Below are 23,694 nucleotides of genomic sequence, written 5' to 3'. Positions count from 1 at the left end.
CGGCGGCTATGGTGGAGCGTAGAAGGAAGGCTGGGCAGATGAGCGAGCAACCGCTAATGGAGTTCGATAGCCACATTGCGGGAAAGAACGCGATGGTGCGGGTTTTCCCGACCGCGTGGAGTGGAAGAAAACGGGCGTGATGTCGACGGGCGCGAAGGCGGCGCTCGGCACCGTGACCGCGGGGATGTCGCTGCTTGCGACGGGCATCCGCGGCAAGTCCGACACCCAGGTCGTCCTCATCGACGCCATCACCTCGGTGACGAGCCAGAAGTCGGGAATGCTCAAGTACGTCGTCGGCATTCATACCGCCGCCGGCGAGATTACGATGCGCTGCAGCAAGGCCGAGGCCGCGCAATTCAAGGACCTCATCGTGCGCCTGAAGGCGGGCGAGCGCCCCCACATCCCGCCGGCCCCACCCCAGCCGGCTCCCCCTACCGATGTGATGGATCAACTGCGAAAACTCGGTGAGCTTCGCGACGCAGGCGTCCTCACCGAGGCGGAGTTTGAAGCGAAAAAAGCCGACCTGCTCGGCCGACTTTAGCGAGGAGAATCAGTGAACGAACGCGTCGCCCTGCTCGATGTCGATGGCACGTTGCGCGTCAAGGACGCGTGGAATCCGGGCGCACTCGAACTCATCGACGACCTGCATCGCGCGGGCATCCACGTCGCGCTGTGCTCGGGCCGCACCACCGGATCGCTGACCTCGATCGTTAAGGACGTTCCGCACGTGGAATTCCTTGCCAGCAGTAGCGGCGCGACGGTCCTGCAGCGCCGCGGCGGACAATGGCACGTCCTGCAGCACACGCCGGTCCCACGGCCCGCGGTGGACCAGGCACTGGCGCTCGCGACGGAGCAGGGCATCGAGGTTTGGGGTTTTACCCCGCGCGAATGGCTGATCGAGCGGTGGTCGCCACGCTCGCGAAACGAGATCCGTCACATCAACGACGAGGCCCGCACTGCGACGCTGGCCGAGTTCGCCGACGACTTCGGCAAAATACTGCTGCTGCCACGAACCCAGCGGGAAGAGGCAGCCGTGCGCGAACTCGGACGGATTAAGGGAGCGGTCGTCGTGAACTCCGGCGGCGACTACACCGACCTCATCTCCGAAAGCGCCCACGAGACCAAGGGCGGTGCAGCGATCCTGCCCGCCCTGAACGCCGAGTGGGATGACGTCATCTCGATGGGGGACAGCGAAAACGATCACGGCATGTTGCAGCGGGCGGGCCTCGCGGTGTGCATGGCACCCCTGACACTCGAGGCGCTCGGCGAGAATCGCGATGACGCGATCCGCCTCAATGCGGCCACAACCGAACAGGCGCGCGAGCTGCTAGCACGCTATATTTAAGCAATCTCACACTTTCTTGCCCAAAGTGGTTGCCTTTGTGCGAATTGTGTTGATAAGGTGCGCTTAGTTAGTTATCCAGTCCGGGAGTAACTGTCCGCAGGCTTTACCGGTTCGGCATCGCTTGGCATGCCGTGAACCGCTCAGTGAGGAGTACCTGTGGAACGGACACCACGCCGCGTGCTTCGCGTCTTGAGCAATAACGCAGTTCTCACTCGCGATTCCGGTGGAGAGATCGTTCTTGTTGGACGCGGCATAGGATTTGGTCGCCAGGTTGGCGACCTCATTGACGAGTCCGCGATCCAGCAAAGCTACGTCGAGCTCGATCCCGAGCGCGTCCAAATGATCAGCTGGATTTCCTCGCTCGGTCCGACCGCCGCCGATGCCATCTCCCGGTCGATTGACCTTGCCACCGATGAGCTCGGGGAGCTTCACCCAGCCGCCTACGTGCTCCTCATGGACCACATCGCCTTCGCTGTCCAGCGCGCCGAAGGTGGCGAGACGATCGAGAACCCGCTGCTACCGCAGATCAGGGAGATGTTTCCCGAAGAGTTCGCCACCGCCCAACTCCTCGTGCGTGATCTGAATGAGGCCTTCACCGTCCAGCTACCCGACGCCGAAGCGGCCTATATTGCCCTGCACCTGAATGCGGCCCGCGCCGGTGAGCCCGTCAAACAGCCGCTGCAGCGCGCGAACCGCCTCGCGGGCATCGTGAACGATGTCGCTCGAATGCTCTCGGTAGGCGATGAGTCCACGCTGGAAGTGATGACCCATGATCTAGTGGCGCTGCATCGGCGCCTGAATACCACGCAGCCGCGCGGGAACGACGTGGCCGCCGTGATCCGTCGGATGCTCGGCCCCGATTACGAGATCGCGGCCCATATTCTTACTCGCCTCCTCGGCGAGAAGTCTGTACCGAGGGCCTTTGAGGGCGAAGCCGCCTACCTCGCAGTACAGGTACATGGTTGGCGAATGGAGCGCCAATCATCATCAGGGAAGGAAACAAGATGAGCATCATGCAGGGCCTGCAACGGCTCGGAAGGGCTCTTATGGGCGCGGTGGCAGTCATGCCGGTCGCCGCGATCCTCATGGGCATTGGATACTGGATCGATCCGACGGGATGGGGCGCCGACAACATTGCGGCCGCAATCCTCATCACCTCCGGAGGTGCGGTCCTCGATAACCTCGGCTGGATCTTCGCGATCGCGATTGCCTTCGGCCTGGCCAAGGATTCCAACGGTGCTGCGGCGCTGTCAGGCTTCATCGGCTACGCCACCGTCACGAAGCTCATTGGTGAAAAGGCCGTTGCCGGCTACCAGGGCGTCGACTACGAAAACCTCGAAGGCGCCGCAAAGCTCGAATGGGTTTCCCATGGTTGGGGAGCTGTCAACGATAAGAACGTCCTCATCGGTATCCTCGTCGGTATTCTCGCCGCCTGGGTCTACAACCGTTTCCACAAGACGAAGCTGCCCGATGCACTGGCATTCTTCTCCGGCCGCCGCCTCGTGCCGATCATGACCGCCCTGCTGTCGATCGTCCTTGCCGGCATCCTGTACTTCGTGTGGCCCTTGCTGTACAACGGCCTGTTCAACTTCGGTCAGTGGATCCAGGGCATGGGCGCCCTTGGTGCAGGCATCTACGGTGTCGTGAACCGCCTGCTCATCCCGACCGGCCTGCACCACGCACTGAACTCGATCTTCTGGTTCGATGTCATCGGCATCGATGACATCGGCAACTTCCTGCGCGGTGGCGAAACCATTGCTGCTGCTCAAGCTGCCACCGACGCCGCCAGCTGCCCCGGCAACTGGACCGGCACCTCCTGTGACGTCGTTGGCGTGGTTGGCCGCTACCAGGCCGGCTTCTTCCCGATCATGATGTTCGGCCTGCCGGCCGCTGCCCTCGCGATGTTCCTGCGCGCCGATTCCAAGCGCAAGAAGACCGTTGGTTCCCTCATGTTCGCGGGCGCCCTGGCCTCCTTCTTCACCGGCGTGACGGAGCCCCTCGAATTCGCCTTCATGTTCGTTGCCCCGCTGCTGTACGTCGTGCACGCGATCCTGACCGGTATCTCGGTTGCTATCGCCGCTGCGATGAACTGGACCGCCGGCTTCGGCTTCTCGGCGGGCTTTGTCGACATGTTCCTGTCGGCTCAGAACCCGCTGGCGAACAAGTGGTGGATGCTGCTCGTTCAGGGTCTCGTCTTCGCTGCGATTTACTTCGCTGTCTTCTACTTCCTCATTCCGCTGTTCAACCTCAAGACCCCGGGTCGCGGCGACGAGGTGGAGGCCTCCGATGACGGAACCGTTGCCGATGACGATTCTTCGGCAGTTGCCCGTCAGGTCATCGCTGGCCTGGGTGGCGCGCAGAACATCGACACCCTCGATTACTGTGCGACCCGCCTGCGCACCGTCGTGAAGGATCCTTCGCTCGTCAATGAAGCGGAGATCAAGAAGGCCAAGGTTGCGGGTCTCATCCGTCCGTCGAACAAGGCTGTCCAGGTCGTTATTGGCCCCCACGTCCAGTTCGTCTACGACGCGGCCGCCGACCAGCTGAAGGGCAGCGGGGTATCGCTGCACGGTGAGCAGGAAATCTGATGGTATTCGGATTTGGTAAGAAGAAGGTCGAACTGCGCGCACCGTTTGCGGGCGAGCTCGTCGCACTAGTCGACGTGCCGGATCAGCTCTTCTCCGAGAAAATGCTGGGAGACGGGTTTGCCATTCGGCCGGCCAAGGACGTTGAAGTCGTCGAGGTGGTTGCTCCCTGTGTGGGCAAGCTCAGCCGCGTCTTCAACACCAAGCACGCGTTCGCGATGGTCTCCGATGAAGGTCTGGAGATCCTCGTGCACATCGGTTTGGAGACCGTCGAGCTGGCGGGCGAGGGCTTCGAGGCCCTCGCCGCCACCGGCGATCACGTCGAGGCTGGCCAGCCGGTAATCCGGATGGACGTCGCCGCCGTGCGCGCCAAGGGGCTCGACCCGGTCACCCCGGTCGTGTGCACCAAGGCCGCCCAGGTCGCCAAGATGACCGTCGACGAAAGCGGTGACGTGCCGGTGTGCATCGTCACCCTCAAGTGAGAGGATCACTCCTATGATCAGCAGAACCGCAACGATTGGAGCCAAGTCGGGGCTCCACGCGCGCCCTGCCGCGCTCTTCGTGAACGCCGTGAACGACTCCGGAGCAGAGGTGACGATTAGCTTCGATGGCAACGAGGCTGACGCCTCCAGCCTGCTCGAGGTCATCACGCTCGGCGCGGAACGGGGCGATGAAGTCACCCTGATGGCAGAGGACTCCGCGGCCAGCGTGCTCGATGAGCTCGTTGAACTGCTGAGCCGGAGTGAGGCATGAGCTCCTCGCTCACCCTGCACGGGATCGGCGTGTCCGTAGGCTCGGCCTACGGGACCGCCGTCCCGGTGCGGCCGGCCCCCGGAATCGATGAGAGCGAACCCGGCTCGAGAGACCCGCAGGCCGATGGGCAGCGCATTCGCGACGCCCTGCGGAAAGTCTCCGATGAACTCATGTCGCGCGCTGAAAACGCGAGCGGCGAAGCCAAGGACGTCCTGCTCATTACGGCGCAGCTTGCCACGGACAAGGGCCTTGTGAAGTCGGTTGACAAGCTTCTTGCTCAGGGCCGAGGCGTCACCGCGACAGTGCACGAGGCGATCGAGTCCTACGTGGACAAGCTCGCCCTACTCGGCGGGTACATGGCGCAGCGAGCGACCGACCTAAAGGACGTACGCGATCGCATCATCGCGGTCTTGCGCGATCTGCCCGCGCCGGGTGTCCCGACGATGACCGAACCCGGCATCATCGTCGCGAACGATCTGGCGCCGGCCGAGACTGCCGTGCTGAAACCGGAACTCGTTCAGGGCATCGTCATCTCCGGTGGCGGTCCCACGAGCCACACGGCAATCATCGCCGCGAGCCTCGGTATTCCCGCAGTCGTTCAGGCCGCGGGCATCGAGGACTTGAAAAGCGGCGAGCTCATCGCACTCGATGGCGGCACCGGCGAGGTGATTCTGCGGCCGAGCGAGGCCCAGCAGGCTGAGTTTGCTGACCGGCAAGAGCGCCGCCTCGCGGCTGCCGCCGCGTATTCCGGCCCGGGCGCCACCTCCGATGGCCACCCGGTCGCGTTGCTCGCGAACATCGGAAACCCCGATCAAGCGCTGCTTGCCGCGGGTCACGACGTCGAAGGAGTGGGCCTGTTCCGCACGGAATTCATGTTCCTGGACCGGCAGGATCCGCCGAGCCGCGAGGAGCAGGCCAAGGCCTACACCAGCGTGCTCGAAGCCTTCGAGGGGCGACGCGTCGTCATTCGCACGCTCGATGCGGGCGCCGATAAGCCGCTCGCCTTCGCTGATCTCGGCGAGGAAGACAACCCCGCGCTCGGTCGTCGTGGCATCCGCCTGACGCGCGTGCGCGAGGAACTCCTCGACACCCAGCTCGATGCGCTTGCCGATGCGTACCAGGCGACCAATGCCGATGTGCGCATTATGGCCCCGATGGTGGCAACGCCCGAGGAAGCCGAGTGGTTCGCGGCCAAGGTTCGCGAGCGCGGCCTACCCAGCGTCGGAATCATGATCGAAACGCCGGCCTCCGCGCTGTGCGCTAGCGACGTCCTTGCCGGTCTCGATTTCGCGTCGATCGGCACGAACGATCTCACCCAGTACACGATGGCGGCCGACCGGATGCAGGGCGAGCTCGGAGACCTCCTCAGCGCCTGGCAACCTGCCGTCCTGCGGATGATACAGCTCGCATGCGAAGGTGCCGACGATGCCGGTGCCACGATCGGGGTATGCGGCGAAGCGGCGGGTGACCCGCTGCTCGCGCTCGTTCTCGTGGGCCTTGGCGTCTCCTCGCTGTCGATGGCTCTCACGCGCGTGCCCGAGGTTCGCGCGGCCCTCGCCCAGCACACGCTCGCCGGCTGCCAAGCCATCGCCGCGGCCGCGCTCGCGACCACCAGCGCGACGGCGGCCCGGCAGGTCGTATCCGAGCACGCATCGATCTGACCCCGCTGTTCGCAGTTGGTCTAGCGCCCAGGCGCGGCTGCGCGTGCTCGGGTCGTTGATGGCCTGCACCAAGGTCATATCGCCCACGACCGTCACCCCGGTTTTCACCTGCCGGAGTTCGCCGTAGCCGGGCGTGGATTCCATATCCTGCGTGGTGCCTTCGCGGGGATAGATAAGCATGAAATCTGCCTCGAGTGTGGCGATATTCTCCGCCGAGACGATGGCCCGCCCAGAGCGCTGCGGGAGCTGCGCAACGGCGTCGGGAACACTCATCCCAAGGTCATAGAAGACCGAGTTTCCGGGCTCTTTGGGGTCGACGACGACGCCGATACCACGAGACTTGATGTACTGCGCGAGGACGCCGCTCGCGCCCGCAAGCTGGGGCATCTCGCGCTTCGCGCTTTCAAACAGGGCGGCGTCCTCAGCGATGACCCGTCTCCGCCTCGGCGCTCTTGTCAAAGACCTTGCCTTTGACCTCGCTGCGTTTGTGACGGTCGATCCGGTCACGAATGGGCCACTAATCGTTCCGCAGTTGCGCTTGCAGTGAAAAACCCCGAACCGGGCAGTTTGGGGTTTGTGGATATGGCGGAGAATTAGATGGTGGGCCCCGTGGGGATCGAACCCACGACCCGCGACTTAAAAGGACGCTGCTCTGCCAACTGAGCTAGAGGCCCGCGATATGACAGTGTAGCGAGCGGGCGGGAAAAAATCAGATTGCTATCCTGCTCGGGGAGTCAGGTCGCGCGAAGGGCACGGCCGACGGACAATGGAATTGCCACGAATACGTGCAAAATTGCGCGTATCGGGAAGGAATGTGTGACACATCGAACCCCGCCCCGGCGGCCCGCAATGTGGGAGCCGACCTACCTCGACCGTGTCGAAGGTGGGGTCGACCCAGAGGCCGCCTTTACCGCCGCATACGAGTCTGCTCGGGTGCTTGTCAGCTACGGCCGTGACACGCAAGACCCCGACGTGCACGCTCGTCTCATGCGCCTGGTCGAAACCGAAGGGATCGAAATCGTCGCAAACCTGTGGGCGCACACCTCCGCAGCATCCCTTCCCGGAGCACTGTGGCGGCTATACGTTGTGCGGGAGTGGATCGTGCGCTCCGATGCCGAAGTCGCGCGCCTGTACAACCGGGGGCTAGAGGCCTCCGAGGTCAACCACGCCGTCGCCGGCGTCCCACCGCTGCACGGCCCCGACGAGGTCCGCGCAACGATCGACCAAATCTTTGGGGGCGTGTTCACCGGCGATATCGACGTCGCTTTCGACCGAAGTGCTGCCCTCATCAGAGTCGTCCTCGCGGGCGCCGACGACAGGACCGAGGGGATCGACCGAGACAAGCTTGAGACGACAGCATCCGACTTGGAGCTGGCAGCCCACCGGCATCGCGCCGGCGTGCTGCTACAGGGGGAAGAATCATGAAATCACTAGCCGACCTCGACCCCATCATCGCGACCAAACTGGTCGCACTCGCCGAGGAAATCGCCGAGCACGATGGCATCGCCGCCTTCGGAGCAACGGCGCTCGCGGACCTGCGACGTCCGCAGCCGAGAGATGAATACGCCGTCCTCATGGAGGGCGAGGAACCGGTCGCATTCGCCTGGTGCGACGGCACGAGTGCGGAGTTCGGCGTTCGCCCCGACCACCGCGGCAAGGGCCTTGGTCAACTTCTGCTGCGCGCCGTGCACAAGCGCTACCCGACGGCCGCCGTGTGGGCCCACGGCAACCTACCGGGAGCCGAGGCCGTTGCGCGCGACGCGGGCCTGCGCCCCGTTCGCGAGCTGTGGTACATGGAATGCGAGCTCGGCCCGATCGAAGAACTCATGGAGCACAACGCCGACGAGATGGCGGCCTCTCTGAAGCCGCCCGCCGGCATGGTGCTGCGCGGCTTCAGGGAGGGCGACGAAGCCGACTGGGTCCATACGAATCAAGCCGCATTCGCCGACCACCCCGAACAGTCCCAGGTCGACGAAGCCGCGTTTGCCGAGCTGCGCGAAGAAAAATGGTGGCAGCCCCACCTGCTGCGTCTGCTGACGATCAAGAATCCCGCACCGGGGGAGCCCGCCATCGCCGGATTTGTGTGGCTCAAGCCCGCCAAGCCAGGTGTCATGGAGATCTTCGTCGTCGGTGTGCATCCCACCCAGCAGCGCAAGGGGATCGGTTCCCTCTTGATGCGCGAAGCCCTGACGACGGCCGTCAACATGGGGGCCACGCGTGCAGTGCTCTACGTCGATGGAGCGGACAAGGTCGCGATCCACACCTACGAGGTGCAAGGATTCGTTCATAAGGGCACCGACGTGCAATACGTTGGTAGCGAGAGCCTAACGCCTAGCGAGGGTGATGATGATGTCGAGTAATGAGGACCGGGCCGAGGTCGCCGATAATCAGAGCGAACCCGACGATCTACACGAGCACACCCTCGAGGCCGGTGTCGCGCTGAGCTCCGGTGAACTCGCCGAAGATATCGCCGACCAGAGCGAAGATTCCCTCCCGCCCTGGGAACAGCCCCTGCCCGAGGGACGCTTTGCCGACCGCGAACTATCCTGGCTTGCCTTTAACGAGCGCGTCCTGGAACAGGCCGAGGACCAAAGCCTGCCGCTGTTAGAGCGCGCCTGGTTCCTCGCGATCTTCGCCTCCAACCTCGATGAGTTCTACATGGTGCGCGTCGCCGGCCTGAAACGCCGCATCGCCACCGGCATGGCCGTCACCGCAGCCTCCGGCCTTACCCCGCGCCAGGTGTTGGACGGCATCTCGGTGCGCGCCAAGGAACTGTGCGAGCGCCACGCCCGGGTCTTTACCGACGACATTTCACCCAAGCTCGCCGCCGAGGGCATCCGGCTGCTGCATTGGCCGGACCTGGAGGACAAGGAGCAGGAGCGCCTCGAAAAATTCTTCCGCAAGGAGATCTTCCCCGTCCTCACGCCGCTCGCCGTTGACCCAGCCCACCCCTTCCCTTACATCTCCGGTCTATCCCTCAACCTCGCCGTCATGCTGCGCCATCCGGCGACGAACAAGGAGCACTTCGCGCGCGTCAAGGTGCCGCCGCTGCTGCCGCGCTACATCGCCGTCGACGCCTCAGGTAAGCCTCGCCGGCCGGAAGACATCGGCTCCGAGGAACTTGCCGATGCCTCCTTTGTGCCCATCGAGGAGATCATCGGCCAGCACCTCGATCACCTCTTCCCCGGCATGGAGATCATCGAGCATCACACCTTCCGCGTCACTCGCAACGAGGACCTGGAGGTAGAAGAAGACGATGCCGAAAACCTCCTCAAGGCACTCGAAAAGGAGCTCGTGCGCCGCCGCTTCGGCCCCGCCGTCCGCTTGGAGGTCGCCGAGGGCATCTCCAAGAATGTGTTGTCGCTGCTGATCCGCGAGCTTGGCGTCAGCGAACAGGACGTCTTCGTCCTTCCCGCACCGCTGGATCTGCGCGGCCTCAACATCATTCACGACCTGGACCTGCCACAGCTGAAGTTCCCAAAATACGTGGCGGTGACAGCCGAACGGCTCGCGCGCGTCGAATCCGCGACGCCTACCGACTTCTTCACCGCGATCCGCGAAAATGAGATCCTTCTGCACCACCCCTACGAGTCGTTCTCGACTTCGGTCCAGCAGTTCTTGACCCAGGCCGCCGCCGACCCCCAGGTCCTTGCCATCAAGCAGACGCTGTACCGTACCTCCGGCGACTCCCCAATCGTCGATGCCCTCATCGATGCCGCCAACGCCGGCAAGCAGGTTCTCGCCCTGGTGGAGATCAAAGCCCGGTTCGATGAGGAAAACAACATCACCTGGGCCCGCAAACTCGAGCAGGCCGGCGTGCACGTCGTCTACGGCCTCGTCGGCCTGAAGACCCACTGCAAGCTCGCGCTCGTAGTGCGCAAGGAAGAGGGCGGGCTGCGCCGCTACTGCCACGTCGGCACCGGTAACTACAACCCGAAGACGGCGCGCGGGTATGAGGACCTTGGAGTCCTGACCTGCGATCGCAATGTCGGTCAGGACCTGACCCGGCTGTTCAACCAGCTCTCCGGCTACGCGCCCAAGACGAAGTTCCACCGCCTCCTCGTCGCGCCGCGATCCATCCGCACCGGCCTCATCGAACGCATTAACCGCGAAATCGAGAACAAACTCGCCGGCAAGGATGCCTGGATCCGCTTTAAGTGCAACTCTGTGGTCGACGAGGCAACGATCGATGCCCTGTACCGTGCCTCCCAAGCAGGAGTGCGGGTCGACATGGTCGTGCGCGGAATCTGCGCCGTGCGCGCCCAGGTTCCGGGCCTATCGGAGAACATCCACGTGCGCTCCATCCTCGGGCGCTACCTCGAACACGCCCGCATCTACGCCTTCGCCAACGACGGCGAGCCCGATATCTTTATCGGCTCAGCCGACCTCATGCACCGCAACCTCGACCGCCGCGTCGAAGCCCTCATCCGGATCGACGACGAGGAGCACAAGCACAAGCTGCTCGACCTGCTCGAGCTGTCGATGGCTGATACGACGATGAGCTGGCACCTGGAAGAAGACGGCACCTGGACCCGGCACGCGACCGACGCCAACGGCGTGCCACTGGTCGACTCGCAGGTCGTCATTATGGATCAGACGCGCGGAAGGCTCGCTGCCCGGTGACCGGGGTAGTCCACGCCGCCGGAGCAGTTCTGTGGCGCGAACGCCGCGGCAAACTTGAAGTCCTTCTCGTACACCGTCCGACCTACGACGATTGGGCATGGCCCAAAGGCAAGGTAGAAAAAGGCGAATCTCTGCCCGCTGCCGCAGTGCGCGAGGTCGAGGAAGAAACCGGCTACCGCGTCGCGCTCTCGCGCTCCCTTGGCACCGTGCGCTACCGCCTGAAGGACGGACGCCACAAGGAATCGCACTACTGGGCCGCCAATGCCGATGCCCCCGTCGGAATTTGGGATCAGGCCCGCGGCAAGGTCAAGCGTGCCCCGAAAAAAGAAATTGATGAAACCCGCTGGGTCGGCGCCAAGCAGGCGGCCAAGCTGCTGACCTACCCGCACGATCGTGAACCGCTCTTCCAACTTCTGGACGAGTACAACGACGACCGCCTGCGCACCTGGACCGTCCTTATCGTGAGGCACGCGAGAGCCAAGAAGCGTGAAGCATTCGACGGGCCCGAAGAGCGCCGACCGCTGACCGAGAAGCAAGGACGCGATCAAGCCAAGCGGCTCATGCCATTGCTCAGTGCCTATGGCGTCGCCCGCGTCATTACCTCGCCGTGGGAGCGCTGCGCCGCAACGGTCGAGCCCTACGCGAACGTCATCGGCGCCGAACTGGAAACCGCCTCAGAGCTGACGGAAGCGGCCCACGAGAAGAAGCCGAAGAAGGTCACGCGCCTCATCCGCGAGGAGATGTTCACCCCGGGGGAGGCCGTCGCACTGTGCACCCACCGGCCCGTGATGCCCACGATTATCGAGGCCCTGACCGAGCACACGCCCTACCGCATCATGGAACAGCTGCCGGAAACCGACCCGTGGCTCAAGCCCGCTGAGGTCCTCGTTGTCCACCTGGCTGCGCACCACAAGGGCCGCGTGATTGTCACGGCAATCGAGCATCAGCGCCCGATCGGTTAACCCCGCGACCGAATTGTGACCTAAACCAAGTCCGCGTTCACGTCGCGTTTACCTTCTTTGACCATTGCGGTCACTTTGGACTCTTACGGTCGACTCGTCGGCCCACACTGGGCCACGATCATTCGAGACGAAGGACGTATATCCATGCGCAACGGTACCCGTCGCTTGACCGCCGTCACCGCAGCCAGCTTCCTGGCCCTTTCTCTGGCCGCCTGCGGGTCCGACGACGCCGTGAGTGGCTCCACCGGCACCACCGGTGGCTCGGACAACGAGACCACCGACACCACCGAGCCGGCTGCCTCGCTCAAGGGCTCCATCGCCGGTGCGGGTGCTTCCTCCCAGGAATCCGCAATGAAGGCGTGGATCGCTGAGTTCCAGAGCAAGAACACCGAAGCCACGGTCGCCTACGACCCGGTCGGCTCCGGCGCCGGAATCGAACAGTTCATCGGCGAGAAGGTCCTGTGGGCCGGCTCCGATGCGGCTCTGGAAGGCGACGAGATCGCCAGCGCTGAAAAGCGTTGTGGCGCCCCCGCCCTGAACCTGCCCATGTACATCTCCCCGGTTGCCGTCATCTTCAACCTTGAGGGCGTCGAGAACCTCAACATGAAGGCCGAGACCATCGCCAAGGTCTTCGCGGGCGAGATCACCAAGTGGAACGACCCGGCCATCGCTGAGGACAACCCGGATGTCGAGCTGCCGGACCTGGCCATCACGCCGGTCCACCGCGCTGACAAGTCGGGCACCACCGAAAACTTCACCGACTACCTGCACGAAGCCGCTCCGGACGCGTGGCCCCACGAGGCCGACAAGTCCTGGCCGATCTCCGGCGGTGAGTCCGGCGACAAGACCGCTGGTCTCGTCGATGTCGTCAACCGTGCCCAGGGTGCGATCGGCTACGCCGATGCCTCCCAGGCCGGCTCCCTCGGCACCATCGCCCTGGAGACCGCCGACGGCTTCGTGAAGTTCTCCGCTGAGACCGCCGCCAAGGCCGTTGACAACGCGAAGCCCGCGGAAGGCGCGACCGAAACCAACATGCCGCTCGTCCTGGAGCGCAAGCCGGATTCGGCCGACGCCTACCCGCTGGTCCTCGTCGCCTACGAGATCGTCTGCTCCAGCTACCCGGATGCTGAGTCCGGTGAGCTCGTCAAGGGCTTCCTGAACTTCGTTGCCTCCGAAGAGGGCCAGAACGTCGCCGCTAACGCTGCGGGCTCGGCCCCGCTGTCGGCCGAGATGGCCGAAAAGGTCAAGGCCGCGATCGATTCGATCAAGGTCGGCTAACGACTCCGCTGCCGCCGGCTCCGTTTTCCTCACACGCGGAGCCGGCGGCACACCCATGGCTCAATCCATCGGAGAACATGTGACCACCGCTCCCTCTCACCCCCAGAGCACCACACCGAAACCCACCAGCTCGAAGCTCAAGTCAGCTCGCGGTACCGGCAAGCAGGGCAACAAGATCTTCTCGGGTGTCTCCACCGGCGCCGCCCTCATGATCCTTGGCACGCTCGCCGCCGTGGCAGCGTTCCTGATCTACCGGGCTTGGCCCGCGCTGACCGACTCCGAACTTCGGATCCGCACGGTCGGCTCCGCCGATACCGTCTCCCTCGCGGCCTTCACTGGCCCGCAGATCTTCGGTACGCTGCTATCCGCCTTCCTCGCAATGCTCATCGCCGTCCCGGTTTCCGTCGGCATCGCACTGTTCATCTCGCACTACGCACCTCGACGAGTGGCCGCGACCCTCGGCTACCTGGTCGACCTACTCGCTGCGATCCCCTCCGTGCTCTACGGCCTGTGGGGCGGCGTCTGGCTGCTGCCGCGGCTGCTGCCGGTCTACGAATGGCTCTCGGACTACCTCGGGTTCATCCCGCTATTCCGTGGCCCGGTCTCGGCCTCCGGCAAGGTGATGGCCTCCGTCGCCATTATCCTGGCGGTCATGATTCTGCCGATCATCACCGCGGTTGCTCGCGAGGTCTTCCTGCAGACGCCTAAGTTGCACGAAGAAGCCGCGCTCGCCCTGGGTGCGACGCGGTGGGAAATGATCAAGATGGCGGTCCTGCCCTTTGGCCGCTCCGGCATTGTCTCCGCCTCGATGCTGGGCCTTGGCCGCGCCCTCGGTGAAACGATGGCGGTCGTCATGGTCCTTGGTATCGGCTCGACCTATAGCTGGGAGATCCTCAAGGCCGGCCAGCACTCGACGATCGCGGCAAACATCGCCCTGCAGTTCCCCGAGTCCAACGCCGAGATTGCCTCCGCGCTCATCGCGACGGGCCTAGCGCTGTTCGTCATCACCATGGTCGTCAACATGGCGGCACGTGCCATCATCGCGCGTCGCGCCGAGTTCTCAGGAGCCAACTAATGAGCGTGCAAACCGCGCCGGAAGGCGCCACCAAGACCAATCCCTTCCTGCCCGCTAACCCGGCGCTCGAGCGCCGCCGCGCGTGGGAAAACCGATTCGCCACGGGGCTCGTGACCGCGGCCTTCGTCCTCGCGATGATTCCGCTGTTCTCGCTGCTGTGGGTCGCGATCTCGCACGGTATTAAGCGGCTCAGCCCCTACTTCCTGTCGGTGTCGATGAACGGCGTCTACGGCGGTATGGATGCGGGCGGTATCTACCACGCGATCATCGGAACGCTGCTCGTCACCGGTTGGGCGACGATCATTTCGGTACCGATTGGTATCTTCACCGCGATTTACCTCGTCGAGTACGGCAACAATTCCCGCCTGGCGCGGATGACGACATTCTTCGTCGACGTCATGACGGGTATTCCCTCGATCGTCGCGGGCCTGTTCGCCGCCGCCGCTTTCCACCTGCTCGTCGGTCCCGGCTATCGCGCTGGCATCATGGGCGCTGTCGCGCTGTCAGTTCTCATGATCCCGACGGTCGTGCGCTCCAGCGAAGAGATGCTGCGCCTGGTTCCGAACGAACTGCGGGAAGCCTCCTATGCGCTCGGCGTGCCGAAGTGGCTCACGATCGTCAAGGTCGTACTTCGCACTGCCGCGGCCGGTCTGACGACCTCGGTCATGCTCGCCATCGCCCGCGTCATTGGTGAGACGGCACCGCTGCTCATCACGGTCGGCGTGCTGGACAAGATCAACAACAACGTCTTCTCCGGCCGCATGATGACGCTGCCCGTGTTCGTCTACCGGGAATACTCCCAGGGACTCGTGCCCTGCCGCCCGGACCAGGTCGACTGCATTACGACGATCAACTATGACCGCGCCTGGGCTGCCGCCCTCGTGCTCATCATCATCGTCATGGGCTTGAACCTCATTGCCCGGCTCGTCGCCTACCTGTTCGCCCCGAAGGGCCGCGTCTAGCGGCCAGCAATCCTCACCCACTCCCTCCCTCCACGAAAGGCCATCCCTTGTCGAAGCGAATCGATGTTCGTGACCTGAATATCTACTACGGCGATTTCCAGGCCGTGGCCGATGTCAACATGGTGATCGAACCGCGTTCCATTACCGCGCTCATCGGACCCTCCGGCTGCGGTAAGTCCACCTTCCTGCGCACGCTCAACCGGATGCACGAAGTCATCCCCGGCGCCCGCGTCGAAGGTGAAGTCCTCATTGACGACCACAACCTGTACGACCCGAAGGTCGACCCCGTCCAGGTGCGCCGCCTCGTCGGCATGGTCTTCCAGCGCCCCAACCCGTTCCCGACGATGTCGATCGCGGACAACGTGCTCGCGGGCGTCAAGCTCAACAATCGCAAGATGAAGAGCTCGGAAGCATCCGACCTCGTGGAGTCCTCGCTGCGCGGCGCGAACCTGTGGAACGAAGTCAAGGACCGCCTTGACCGTCCCGGCTCCTCGCTGTCCGGTGGACAGCAGCAGCGCCTGTGCATCGCCCGCGCGATCGCGGTGCGCCCCGAGGTTCTCCTCATGGACGAGCCCTGCTCAGCCCTCGACCCCATCTCCACGCTCGCGATCGAAGACCTCATGATCGAGCTCAAGGAGAAGTACACGATCGTCATCGTCACGCACAACATGCAGCAGGCGGCTCGTGTCTCCGATAGGACCGGCTTTTTCAACCTCAAGGCGACGGGCGAGCCCGGCCGCCTGGTCGAAATCGACACCACGGAGACGATGTTCTCCACGCCGTCGCAAAAGGAAACCGAAGACTACATCTCCGGTCGCTTCGGTTAAACCTTCACGTCTTCCGGTGCAAACCGGGGGTGAGGTGTGGCGGCGGGATGGAGGGTCCCGCCGCCACATGTGTGAGCATCGGCGCTACGATGTCACCACCACAATTCATGACCGTGGGGGAGAAATGAAACTGGCACGGACTCTTTCGGCCGCGCTCTTGGCTGGCGCGATCGCACTGGCAGGCTGCGCCGAACAAGGCGGCGGTGCCGGTGACCTCTTCGATCACCGCGTGGACTACATCGGAGATAACTCCAAGGTCACCCAGCTCCTCGATCAGATCGGCTTCGACGATCTCGGCAAATACACCATCGAACTCGATACCGAGAAGGTACCCCACGGCTTGAAGCTCCGCTTTGATGAAATTAAGGGAGCCGTTGCCGACAGCACGGTGATGACTAAGGCGACGGAAGCTCTCGGGCTGATCAAGAACCTCGACTATGTCGAGATCTCCAGCGGCAATGACACGTTCCGGCTGGACGAGAATGAAGCCTCCGAAGCGCTCGGATACTCAGTGAAAAAACTGGGGGAATCAAAAGACGCGCTCGAAAAATTCATTTCCGAACGCGTCTCGCGATGACGAGATCTGTTAGCCGAGAATCGGCGTAAACAGTAAGTACATCAACGCCGCGACGCCGGCAGCTGCCGGGATCGTCAGCACCCACGCGACTGCGATATTGCCCGCGACACCCCAGCGCACCGCCGACAGCCGCTTCGTCGCACCGACACCCATGATCGCCGAGGTGATCGTGTGGGTCGTGGAAACCGGGGCGTGCCACAAGAACGCGGTCGAATAAAGCACACCGGCGGCCACCGTTTCAGCAACGAAGCCACGAGCCGGGTCGAGTTCGATCATCTTGCGTCCGAGGGTCCGCATAATGCGCCAGCCACCGGAGTAGGTGCCAAGCGAGATCGCGGAAGCCGCGGCGAGCTTGACCCACAAGGGGATGCCATCGCCCGGATTCGCCCAGCCATGGGCGACGAGGGCCAGGAAGATCACGCCCATCGTTTTCTGCGCATCCTGCAGGCCGTGGCCTAGGGCCATCGCAGCGGCAGAAATCGTCTGCAGGAGCCGGAAGCGGCGCATCGCTGGGCGGTAGGCCACGTCCTTGAGCCACCACATGAGTCCGACCATCGCGAGATAGGCGAGGCCAAAGCCGACGAGGGGGGAGACCACCATCGGGATCACGACTTTTTCCCCGATGACCGTCCAGTGCACCTGGCTAGCGCTCGCTAGACCGGCGCCGGCAAGGCCACCGATCAGCGCGTGCGAGGACGAGGAAGGCAGCCCGAACCACCAGGTGATGAGGTTCCACACGACCGCACCCACGAGGCCAGAAAAGACAATCGTGAGCCCATGCACCCCTTCGGGAGCGGAGATGATGCCAGAGCCGATGGTCTCGGCCACCCCGGTCCCCAGGAGCGCCCCAATGAGGTTCATGACGGCCGCCATGAGCAACGCCGCACGCGGGGTCAGTGCCCGCGTCGAGACCGAGGTAGCGATCGCATTGGCGGCGTCGTGGAAGCCATTGGTGTAGTCGAAGACGAGGGCTACGACGATGACGAGGATGACAAGCACCCCAGCGAAATCCACCTTAGGACTCCTTCACCGCGATGGTCTCAACGGCGTTGGCGAGCCGCTCGAAGGCGTCGACGCCACGTTCCAGCGACGTGATGATGTCCTTGAGTTTGATGATCCGCTTGGGATCGTCTTCCTTCTCAAAAAGGTCGGCAAGCAGGCGACGGTATTCCCGGTCGGCTTCATTTTCGAGCCGGTTGATCTCCACCCAGTAATCGCGCAGCGAATCCATCGAGCGCAGTCGGGGAGCGGCCTCCGCGGTGAGTTCGGCGCAGCGCTGCAGGACGTTGACCTGGGCAACGACGCGCTTGGGCAGCTCACCGATCTTGTACAACACGATGAGGTCACCGGCCTCATCCATGTAGTCCATGCAGTCATCCATATTGGATGCGAGAAGGTACAGGTCGTCACGATCCAGTGGCGTGACAAACGTTTGGTTCAGCTTCTGGTAGAGCTTGTGGGTGAAGCCATCGGCCTCGTTTTCCACCTCGTGAAGCTTGGCCGCCAGTTCCTTGCGGTCCTTCATGTCAGCGTTCAGAATCTGCACCAAAAGCGCGGATCCACGCACGAGACAGTCAGCTGTCTCGGCCATGATGTCGAAGAATGAACTGTCGTGGGGAGTTACTCGAAATCGCACGGAATCTCCTGAATGGTGACGGGCGGACAGGCGGTCGGCCACATCCGCAACCAGGGTAGATCACGATCGGCGAAAGTCATAGAAAACCTGCAACCAGCCATTAGGGTCCCGTTCACATTTGGGTCACCTCGCGCGCCGACTTAATGCCATCTGGTACTTACGTCCCGACACCGGTGAGAGCGAGACCACCGATGGCATGAAAAAGCCCCGGACCGGCAGGCGCCTGACGGCGCGAGGCCGCTCGAAGCGGCAAATGTTGGAGCCCGGGGCTTGCCGATCCGGGACTGAAGAACTATATGCACAAGGTGCCCAGCCCCGCCATCCAATGTGGACAAGCCCACGCAGTTTCCGCCCGTGTCATGGCGAGGTGATTGACTTCCCACACGTCGATCACGCTGGAGGCATCATGGAACCGGACACCCAACCACCGGAAGACGACTCAGAGTTCCTCGACTTCGAGGTCGAGACGGCCCATGAGGCCTACGTGCGCCACAATCGGGCCAATCACGCGCGCGATACCGAGGTGCGACAGGCGCTTGTCCACAGCTACCAGGTCGTGGAGCGGATGCTCGAGCCCGTGCAAATCCTCGCCGAGTCGCCGGCATGCGATGACGCCAGTGGGATGACTCATATCGTCGCGGCCGGCCAGGTCGCCCGCCTCATCAACCGCGCGCACGCCGCCCTGCTGCGCCACGCCATGCATGCGCAAGCCTCCCGCGCGTTCATGTTCGATGACCCAGCCGGCGGGCTCGACACGACGGGGGAGCAGCTGGCACGCTCGCTTGGCATCTCCACCTACAAGGCCGGCAAACTCTTGGGCGCCGCTGCCCAGATCTATGACCACCTGCCACATACGGCCGCCGCCCTGGATACCGGGGAGCTCTCCCTCGACAAAGCCATCGTCCTGGCCGACGGGCTGCGCGGGGTCCCGCCGCATCTCGCCCACGCGGTCGAAAGCGTGGCACTCAGCCACGCCAGCGTCCGCACGGTGAGCGAAATCCGAAAAGACATCGAGCGGCTCCTGATCGAACTCGATCCTGACACGGCCAATGAACTGCATGCCGATGCCAGCGAGCGCCGCCGGGTCAGTCGGCCGCGCTCGCGTGCCCACGGCATGGCGCTGATGCGGATGGACCTCACCGCCGAGCAGAGTGCCAGTATCGATCACGCCCTCGATGTCGCGGCCCGCGCGGCCCTGACGGCGGGGGACTGCCGTACCTATCATCAGCTGCGCGCCGACGTCCTTGCGAGCTGGGCGATCACAGCCCTGCAAACCGGCGCCCACCTCACGACGACCTGCGGCGACCCGGTCCATATCCCGCCGACCAAGATCGCCGTGACCGTGCCGCTCGAGGTCCTCGCGCGCCTCCTGCCCGGCTGGGATCCGCACCGCGCACCCGCGGCAGTGCTGGCTGATCTATACGACGGCGATGCCGAAACGGCCGAGCGAACCGCTCAGCTCCTCGGCGATGGCCGCCAGATCCTCGAGCTAAGCCGGGACGCGCTCGGGCGGCCAGTCGGGCGGACCGAGGCCGCGTGGGTCGAAGGTTATGGACCGATCGCCCCCGCACTCGGAGCGCTCTTGGCCGCCGGCGGCACGTGGCAGCGGATCATCACCGATGGGCCGAGTGGCGTCCCGCTGGACGTCGGCCGTCACCGGTATCGCCCACCGGCAGCGATCGAAGCGGCCGTGCGGGCACGCGACCTGGCCTGCCAAGGCCCGGGCTGTGATTCGCGCGCTCGCGGTGAGCTCGACCACGTCATCGAGTGGCACGACGGTGGCGGCACGAGCGTTGGCAATCTCCTCGTGCTGTGCAAACGCTGCCATCGCCGAAAGTCCGCCGCCGGGGAATACCTCATTGCGGTGCGCCCCGATGGCTCGCGCGTGTGGCAAACACCCACCGGCACCTATACGAGCTATCCCGCGCGCGCGTTTCGCCGGATCAGCCACGATGCACTCCCGCTGCCATTCCCGGACGCTGCCTAGCGCAAGCAGTCACCTGTCGATAAGGCACAATAGATCCTGACCCGAGAACGGAAATGGAGTTGACGCGCCTTGATGACCGCACCCATGCGCGGGGGAGTCACCGCCGCCGCATCCGCGACTCTCGCGCTCACCGCGTTCATCGGTCATGAGAACAACGCGCAGGGGATCACGATCGCGGCGATCCTTGCCGTCGCCGTCGCCTTCTTCACCGCCGGCTGGCCGCGCCTCCTCGGCATTCCCGCCCAGCGCGGCGCCTCCACCGTCATCGCACTATCCGGCCTCGGAGCCCTCATAATCGCCGTGACCACCCACCAGTTCCGGCTGCTGCCCATCGTGCTCGCGGCCGGCGTCATTGCCTCCTTCGTCCACCAAATGCTGCGCACCGACGGCAGGCCCCGGCTCGTGGAATCCGTCTCCGCGACGGTGACCGGCGTCATCGTCGTCACCCTGGGGGCCAGCTGGGTGACCGTCGTGACCCGCTACGGCGAGACCGACGCCCTGAACCATCCGCTGCCCATGGCGATGATCCTCGTCGGCGCCTGTTCGCTCACCGGCGCGACGATCGGCTCCATCGTCTTTCCCCGCGCCGTCTCGGCCTACTTCGCCACGCTGCTCGCCACCGGCATCGGGACCGGGGTCGGCTGGATCTTCCCCTCGGTCGGCTGGCTTCCCGGCCTCATCACCGGCTTCAGCGTGGGCGTGCTCTATACCGGCATGCACATCCTGTTCGGCATGTTTCCGGCCTCGCGCCGGGTACGCCCCGCGATCGCCGCGGCCCTGCTCCCGGTCCTTGCCTCCGGCATCGTCGTCTATATCGTGGCGCGCGCAATCGCTACGGTAGAGGTATGACGAACAACGGCGAGCCCGGCATCGAGATTGCACCCCTGGCCTGGCTGCTAGGCACCTGGCGCGGCTGGGGAGCCTTCAGCGGCGGCGGAGTCGAACACCAGGTCCTCATCCACGATTTCACCGTCACCCACGATGGCGGCCCCTACCTCATCGCCGTGTCCACGTTCTATACCGCCTCGGCTCCGGCCGGCAGCATCGCCGCCGATGCGAGCGCGCGCGAGGGACTCGCAGCGCTTACGACCGAGGACGTGTGGGGCACCGAGACGCTCTACCTGCGGCTGCGCCCGGACGCCGTCGGCGGTCCCGCGCCGCACGATATCGAGGGGATGCTCGCCGATCCCGCCGGATTTACCGCAGCGCTCGCCGGCCGCGCGAGCGAAAACGTCGCGGCCCTTTCCGCCACCGCCATCGCGGCCACCGCCACCGCGGCACCCGTCACTGAACTGGAGCGCCGCTACCTTCTCACCGATGGCGAGCTCATGTGGTCCGCCGCCATGGCGGCCTTCGGAAACGAGCTCGCCCCCTACCTCACCGTGCGCCTGGTCCGCACCGATCACGAGGAGCCCACCGATGTTTGACCTGTCCCACCTCGACGGCGCCGTCATGTCCGAGGCCGAGCCGGATCTGCTGCTTCACCGCGGCCGCCCTGTCCACGAATACCGCGACTTTCTCGCCGGGTGCGCGATCGTCGTCCGCAATGACCTCGCGGCGATCGAGATCTCCGGCCAGGACCGCCTCACCTGGCTGCATACGCTGTCCAGCCAGCACCTGAACCAGCTGGCTGCCGGAACCCCGACGGAGGCGCTGATCCTCACCGCCAACGGGCACATCACCGCCCAGCTGCGGATCATCGACGACGGCGAGCGTGTCCTCGCTTACGTCGACCGGGCCGGGCTCTCGGCCGCGCTCGAGCACCTGCAGCGCATGGTCTTCGCCGCGCGCGTCACGATCACCCAGGCGCCCGGCACCGTCGTGGTGCTCGCGGGCGCCGCGATTGACGCCCCGCCGCTTGACGTCACCGCCATCTGGCGCGATCCGTGGCCGCACGTGCCCGGCGGCACGACCTTCACTCCGCCGGGCGTCGAACCCGAGGTTGAACCGATCGCCCTCGCGCTCACCACCGAGGAGGCGCTTTCCGACTTCGCGGCAACCCACCCCGAGGCCATCGCCGGCACGTGGGCCAACGAGGCCGCCCGCATCGCCTCCTGGCGGCCGAGCTTCGCGAGCGAAGTCGATGAGCGCGCCATCCCCATGGAACTCGACTGGCTGCGCACCGCCGTGCACCTGAACAAGGGCTGCTATGCCGGCCAGGAGACGATCGCTCGCGTCGTGAACCTTGGCCGTCCACCCCGGCGCCTCACCCTGCTGCACCTCGACGGTGGCGCCGAACACCTCCCGGCCCCCGGCAGCGACGTGAGCCTCGGCGCCAAGCGCGTCGGGCATGTCACGAGCTCGATCCGCCACCCGGAACTCGGCCCCATCGCCCTCGCGTTGCTCAAGCGCAACACGCCCGCGGACGCCGAACTCCTCGTCGATGAGGTCCCCGCCAAGCAGGAGATCATTGTGAGCCCCGAGGGCGTCAGCGCGGCCCGGCCTGAGACTCGCCCGGGCGATGAGTTACGCGGCGTGCGCGATCGCGGCTTGCAGAAGCCCCCGACGCTCGGCGGCCTCGGCAAGTTTTAGGCGACGACGACCTTATCGCCGTCCAGGCGCACCTCGATCGGCGAGAGCGCCTGCGTTGCCGGTCCGCGCTCGACTTCGCCCGACGCGGCATTAAACAGCGAGCCGTGGCACGGGCAGTCGAGCACGCCGTCCTTCATGCGCACGATGCACCCGGCGTGGGGGCACGTCGCGGAAAATGCGCGCACCTTTTCGCCGTCGCGCACGACGACGACATCCGCCCCCGCAGCGGTGCGCGTGACGAAGGCGTCGTCGGTGAAATCCGCCGTCGTGCCAAGGACTTCGCCCGCCTCACCGGCCGGTTGTGAGGAGCCGGAACAGGCGACGAGGACGCCCCCGAGTCCGGCAGCGGAAGCGGCAATGGCGGCGCGGCGAGTGATGGCAGAGGTCATAGTTCTATTATGCGCCGCAATTGGGCCCACTAGACTGCCTGCCATGAGAGGTGTGTTGCAGCGCGTCACGCGCGCGAGCGTTGAAGTAGATTCGAGGATCGTCGGCGAGATCACCCGCCCGGGCCTGCTGGTCCTGCTCGGCGCCACGCACGATGACGGCGAGGAGCAATGCCAGTGGATGGCGCGCAAGATTCACGATCTGCGCATCCTGGGCGACGAAGAATCCGTCGGCGATCTTCGCGCCCCCGTCCTCATCGTCTCCCAGTTCACGCTGTATGCCGACGTGAAAAAGGGCCGCCGACCCTCCTGCTCGAAGGCCGCCCCCGGCGACGTCGCCGAACCCCTGATCGAACGCGTCGCGCAGCTGTTGCGCGAGCGCGGCATCGAGGTCGCCACCGGCGTCTTCGGAGCTGACATGGCGGTCAGCCTCATCAACGACGGGCCCGTCACCCTGATCGTGGAAAGCCCGTAACCCTCACGCCTGTGGCGAACAGATGAGCAG

General features: G+C 64.7%; 24 protein-coding genes and 1 tRNA gene. 21 read left to right on the top strand and 4 right to left on the bottom strand.

Going from position 1 to position 23,694, the window contains the following annotated elements; genetic code table 11:
* The first annotated feature begins 115 nt into the window (after positions 1 to 115).
* From MUN85_RS12960 to ptsP, 7 genes are all read left to right on the top strand, one after another.
* Positions 116 to 541, top strand: a complete 426-nt coding sequence (locus MUN85_RS12960; RefSeq protein ID WP_250506616.1) for an SHOCT domain-containing protein — start codon at positions 116 to 118, stop codon at positions 539 to 541.
* A gap of 12 nt (positions 542 to 553) precedes the next feature.
* Positions 554 to 1,345: an HAD hydrolase family protein gene (locus MUN85_RS10245; RefSeq protein ID WP_250506615.1), complete on the top strand. Its 792-nt coding sequence runs from the start codon at positions 554 to 556 to the stop codon at positions 1,343 to 1,345.
* Between the two features lie 156 nt (positions 1,346 to 1,501).
* Positions 1,502 to 2,353 carry a PRD domain-containing protein gene (locus MUN85_RS10240; RefSeq protein ID WP_250506614.1) on the top strand — a complete coding sequence of 284 codons (852 nt, stop codon included), beginning with the start codon at positions 1,502 to 1,504 and terminating at the stop codon, positions 2,351 to 2,353.
* Positions 2,350 to 3,933 (top strand): N-acetylglucosamine-specific PTS transporter subunit IIBC, encoded by a 1,584-nt coding sequence (gene nagE / locus MUN85_RS10235; RefSeq protein WP_250506613.1) that lies wholly within the window; start codon positions 2,350 to 2,352, stop codon positions 3,931 to 3,933. The genes MUN85_RS10240 and nagE overlap by 4 nt, the downstream gene beginning before the upstream one ends.
* The gene (locus tag MUN85_RS10230; protein WP_250506612.1) at positions 3,933 to 4,412 is read left to right on the top strand and encodes a PTS sugar transporter subunit IIA; all 480 of its coding nucleotides are present in this window, start codon (positions 3,933 to 3,935) and stop codon (positions 4,410 to 4,412) included. The genes nagE and MUN85_RS10230 overlap by 1 nt, the downstream gene beginning before the upstream one ends.
* 13 nt (positions 4,413 to 4,425) lie before the next feature.
* On the top strand, positions 4,426 to 4,683 hold the full coding sequence (locus MUN85_RS10225; RefSeq protein WP_092561808.1) for an HPr family phosphocarrier protein: 258 nt from the start codon (positions 4,426 to 4,428) through the stop codon (positions 4,681 to 4,683).
* Positions 4,680 to 6,344 (top strand): phosphoenolpyruvate--protein phosphotransferase, encoded by a 1,665-nt coding sequence (gene ptsP, locus MUN85_RS10220; RefSeq protein ID WP_250506611.1) that lies wholly within the window; start codon positions 4,680 to 4,682, stop codon positions 6,342 to 6,344. The genes MUN85_RS10225 and ptsP overlap by 4 nt, the downstream gene beginning before the upstream one ends.
* Before the next feature lie 598 nt (positions 6,345 to 6,942).
* Here ptsP and MUN85_RS10215 read toward each other — a convergent pair.
* Positions 6,943 to 7,018 (bottom strand) — tRNA-Lys (locus MUN85_RS10215).
* Positions 7,019 to 7,160: 142 nt separating this feature from the next.
* Between MUN85_RS10215 and MUN85_RS10210 the strand changes: the two genes are divergently transcribed.
* The 9 genes from MUN85_RS10210 to MUN85_RS10170 all read left to right on the top strand — a co-directional run bounded on the left by MUN85_RS10210 (position 7,161) and on the right by MUN85_RS10170 (position 16,648).
* On the top strand, positions 7,161 to 7,769 hold the full coding sequence (locus tag MUN85_RS10210) for a hypothetical protein (protein ID WP_092561816.1): 609 nt from the start codon (positions 7,161 to 7,163) through the stop codon (positions 7,767 to 7,769).
* Positions 7,766 to 8,704, top strand: coding sequence for a mycothiol synthase (gene mshD, locus MUN85_RS10205; RefSeq protein ID WP_250506610.1), 939 nt, complete (start codon positions 7,766 to 7,768; stop codon positions 8,702 to 8,704). The genes MUN85_RS10210 and mshD overlap by 4 nt, the downstream gene beginning before the upstream one ends.
* A complete protein-coding gene (locus tag MUN85_RS10200) occupies positions 8,694 to 10,967 on the top strand; it encodes an RNA degradosome polyphosphate kinase (RefSeq protein WP_250506609.1) in 2,274 nt (757 codons plus the stop codon). The genes mshD and MUN85_RS10200 overlap by 11 nt, the downstream gene beginning before the upstream one ends.
* The gene (locus MUN85_RS10195) at positions 10,964 to 11,929 is read left to right on the top strand and encodes an NUDIX hydrolase (protein WP_250506608.1); all 966 of its coding nucleotides are present in this window, start codon (positions 10,964 to 10,966) and stop codon (positions 11,927 to 11,929) included. The genes MUN85_RS10200 and MUN85_RS10195 overlap by 4 nt, the downstream gene beginning before the upstream one ends.
* A 144-nt stretch (positions 11,930 to 12,073) precedes the next feature.
* A complete protein-coding gene (gene pstS, locus MUN85_RS10190) occupies positions 12,074 to 13,207 on the top strand; it encodes a phosphate ABC transporter substrate-binding protein PstS (protein ID WP_250506607.1) in 1,134 nt (377 codons plus the stop codon).
* A gap of 55 nt (positions 13,208 to 13,262) precedes the next feature.
* Positions 13,263 to 14,282, top strand: coding sequence for a phosphate ABC transporter permease subunit PstC (pstC, locus tag MUN85_RS10185; RefSeq protein ID WP_092561831.1), 1,020 nt, complete (start codon positions 13,263 to 13,265; stop codon positions 14,280 to 14,282).
* Complete coding sequence (gene pstA, locus MUN85_RS10180) at positions 14,282 to 15,244, top strand: phosphate ABC transporter permease PstA (RefSeq protein WP_250506605.1); 963 nt, start codon at positions 14,282 to 14,284, stop codon at positions 15,242 to 15,244. The genes pstC and pstA overlap by 1 nt, the downstream gene beginning before the upstream one ends.
* 47 nt (positions 15,245 to 15,291) lie before the next feature.
* Positions 15,292 to 16,071, top strand: coding sequence for a phosphate ABC transporter ATP-binding protein PstB (pstB, locus tag MUN85_RS10175; RefSeq protein WP_092561838.1), 780 nt, complete (start codon positions 15,292 to 15,294; stop codon positions 16,069 to 16,071).
* A gap of 124 nt (positions 16,072 to 16,195) precedes the next feature.
* Positions 16,196 to 16,648: a DUF4825 domain-containing protein gene (locus MUN85_RS10170; protein ID WP_250506604.1), complete on the top strand. Its 453-nt coding sequence runs from the start codon at positions 16,196 to 16,198 to the stop codon at positions 16,646 to 16,648.
* A 9-nt stretch (positions 16,649 to 16,657) separates the two neighbouring features.
* Here the strand turns inward: MUN85_RS10170 and MUN85_RS10165 are convergent, their stop codons facing one another.
* Positions 16,658 to 17,662 (bottom strand): inorganic phosphate transporter, encoded by a 1,005-nt coding sequence (locus MUN85_RS10165; protein WP_250506603.1) that lies wholly within the window; start codon positions 17,660 to 17,662, stop codon positions 16,658 to 16,660.
* A gap of 1 nt (position 17,663) precedes the next feature.
* Positions 17,664 to 18,284, bottom strand: a complete 621-nt coding sequence (locus MUN85_RS10160; protein WP_092561844.1) for a DUF47 domain-containing protein — start codon at positions 18,282 to 18,284, stop codon at positions 17,664 to 17,666.
* Between the two features lie 406 nt (positions 18,285 to 18,690).
* Between MUN85_RS10160 and MUN85_RS10155 the strand changes: the two genes are divergently transcribed.
* From MUN85_RS10155 to ygfZ, 4 genes are all read left to right on the top strand, one after another.
* Positions 18,691 to 20,271, top strand: coding sequence for an HNH endonuclease signature motif containing protein (locus MUN85_RS10155; protein WP_250506602.1), 1,581 nt, complete (start codon positions 18,691 to 18,693; stop codon positions 20,269 to 20,271).
* Positions 20,272 to 20,343: 72 nt separating this feature from the next.
* Positions 20,344 to 21,120: a hypothetical protein gene (locus tag MUN85_RS10150; protein ID WP_250506601.1), complete on the top strand. Its 777-nt coding sequence runs from the start codon at positions 20,344 to 20,346 to the stop codon at positions 21,118 to 21,120.
* A complete protein-coding gene (locus MUN85_RS10145; protein ID WP_250506600.1) occupies positions 21,117 to 21,698 on the top strand; it encodes a heme-binding beta-barrel domain-containing protein in 582 nt (193 codons plus the stop codon). Before MUN85_RS10150 ends, MUN85_RS10145 begins: the two co-directional genes overlap by 4 nt.
* Positions 21,691 to 22,803 carry a CAF17-like 4Fe-4S cluster assembly/insertion protein YgfZ gene (gene ygfZ / locus MUN85_RS10140; protein WP_250506599.1) on the top strand — a complete coding sequence of 371 codons (1,113 nt, stop codon included), beginning with the start codon at positions 21,691 to 21,693 and terminating at the stop codon, positions 22,801 to 22,803. Before MUN85_RS10145 ends, ygfZ begins: the two co-directional genes overlap by 8 nt.
* Here the strand turns inward: ygfZ and MUN85_RS10135 are convergent.
* Complete coding sequence (locus MUN85_RS10135) at positions 22,800 to 23,192, bottom strand: Rieske (2Fe-2S) protein (protein ID WP_250506598.1); 393 nt, start codon at positions 23,190 to 23,192, stop codon at positions 22,800 to 22,802. The genes ygfZ and MUN85_RS10135 overlap by 4 nt on opposite strands.
* Positions 23,193 to 23,235: 43 nt before the next feature.
* On the opposite strand from MUN85_RS10135, the gene dtd reads away from it, so the two are divergent.
* Complete coding sequence (gene dtd, locus MUN85_RS10130) at positions 23,236 to 23,664, top strand: D-aminoacyl-tRNA deacylase (RefSeq protein ID WP_250506597.1); 429 nt, start codon at positions 23,236 to 23,238, stop codon at positions 23,662 to 23,664.
* The last annotated feature ends 30 nt before the right edge of the window (positions 23,665 to 23,694 follow it).

It is taken from the genome of Bowdeniella massiliensis (genome assembly GCF_023634005.1).
GTDB classification, from domain to species: domain Bacteria; phylum Actinomycetota; class Actinomycetes; order Actinomycetales; family Actinomycetaceae; genus Bowdeniella; species Bowdeniella massiliensis.
This window is presented reverse-complemented; position numbering and strand designations above follow the sequence as displayed.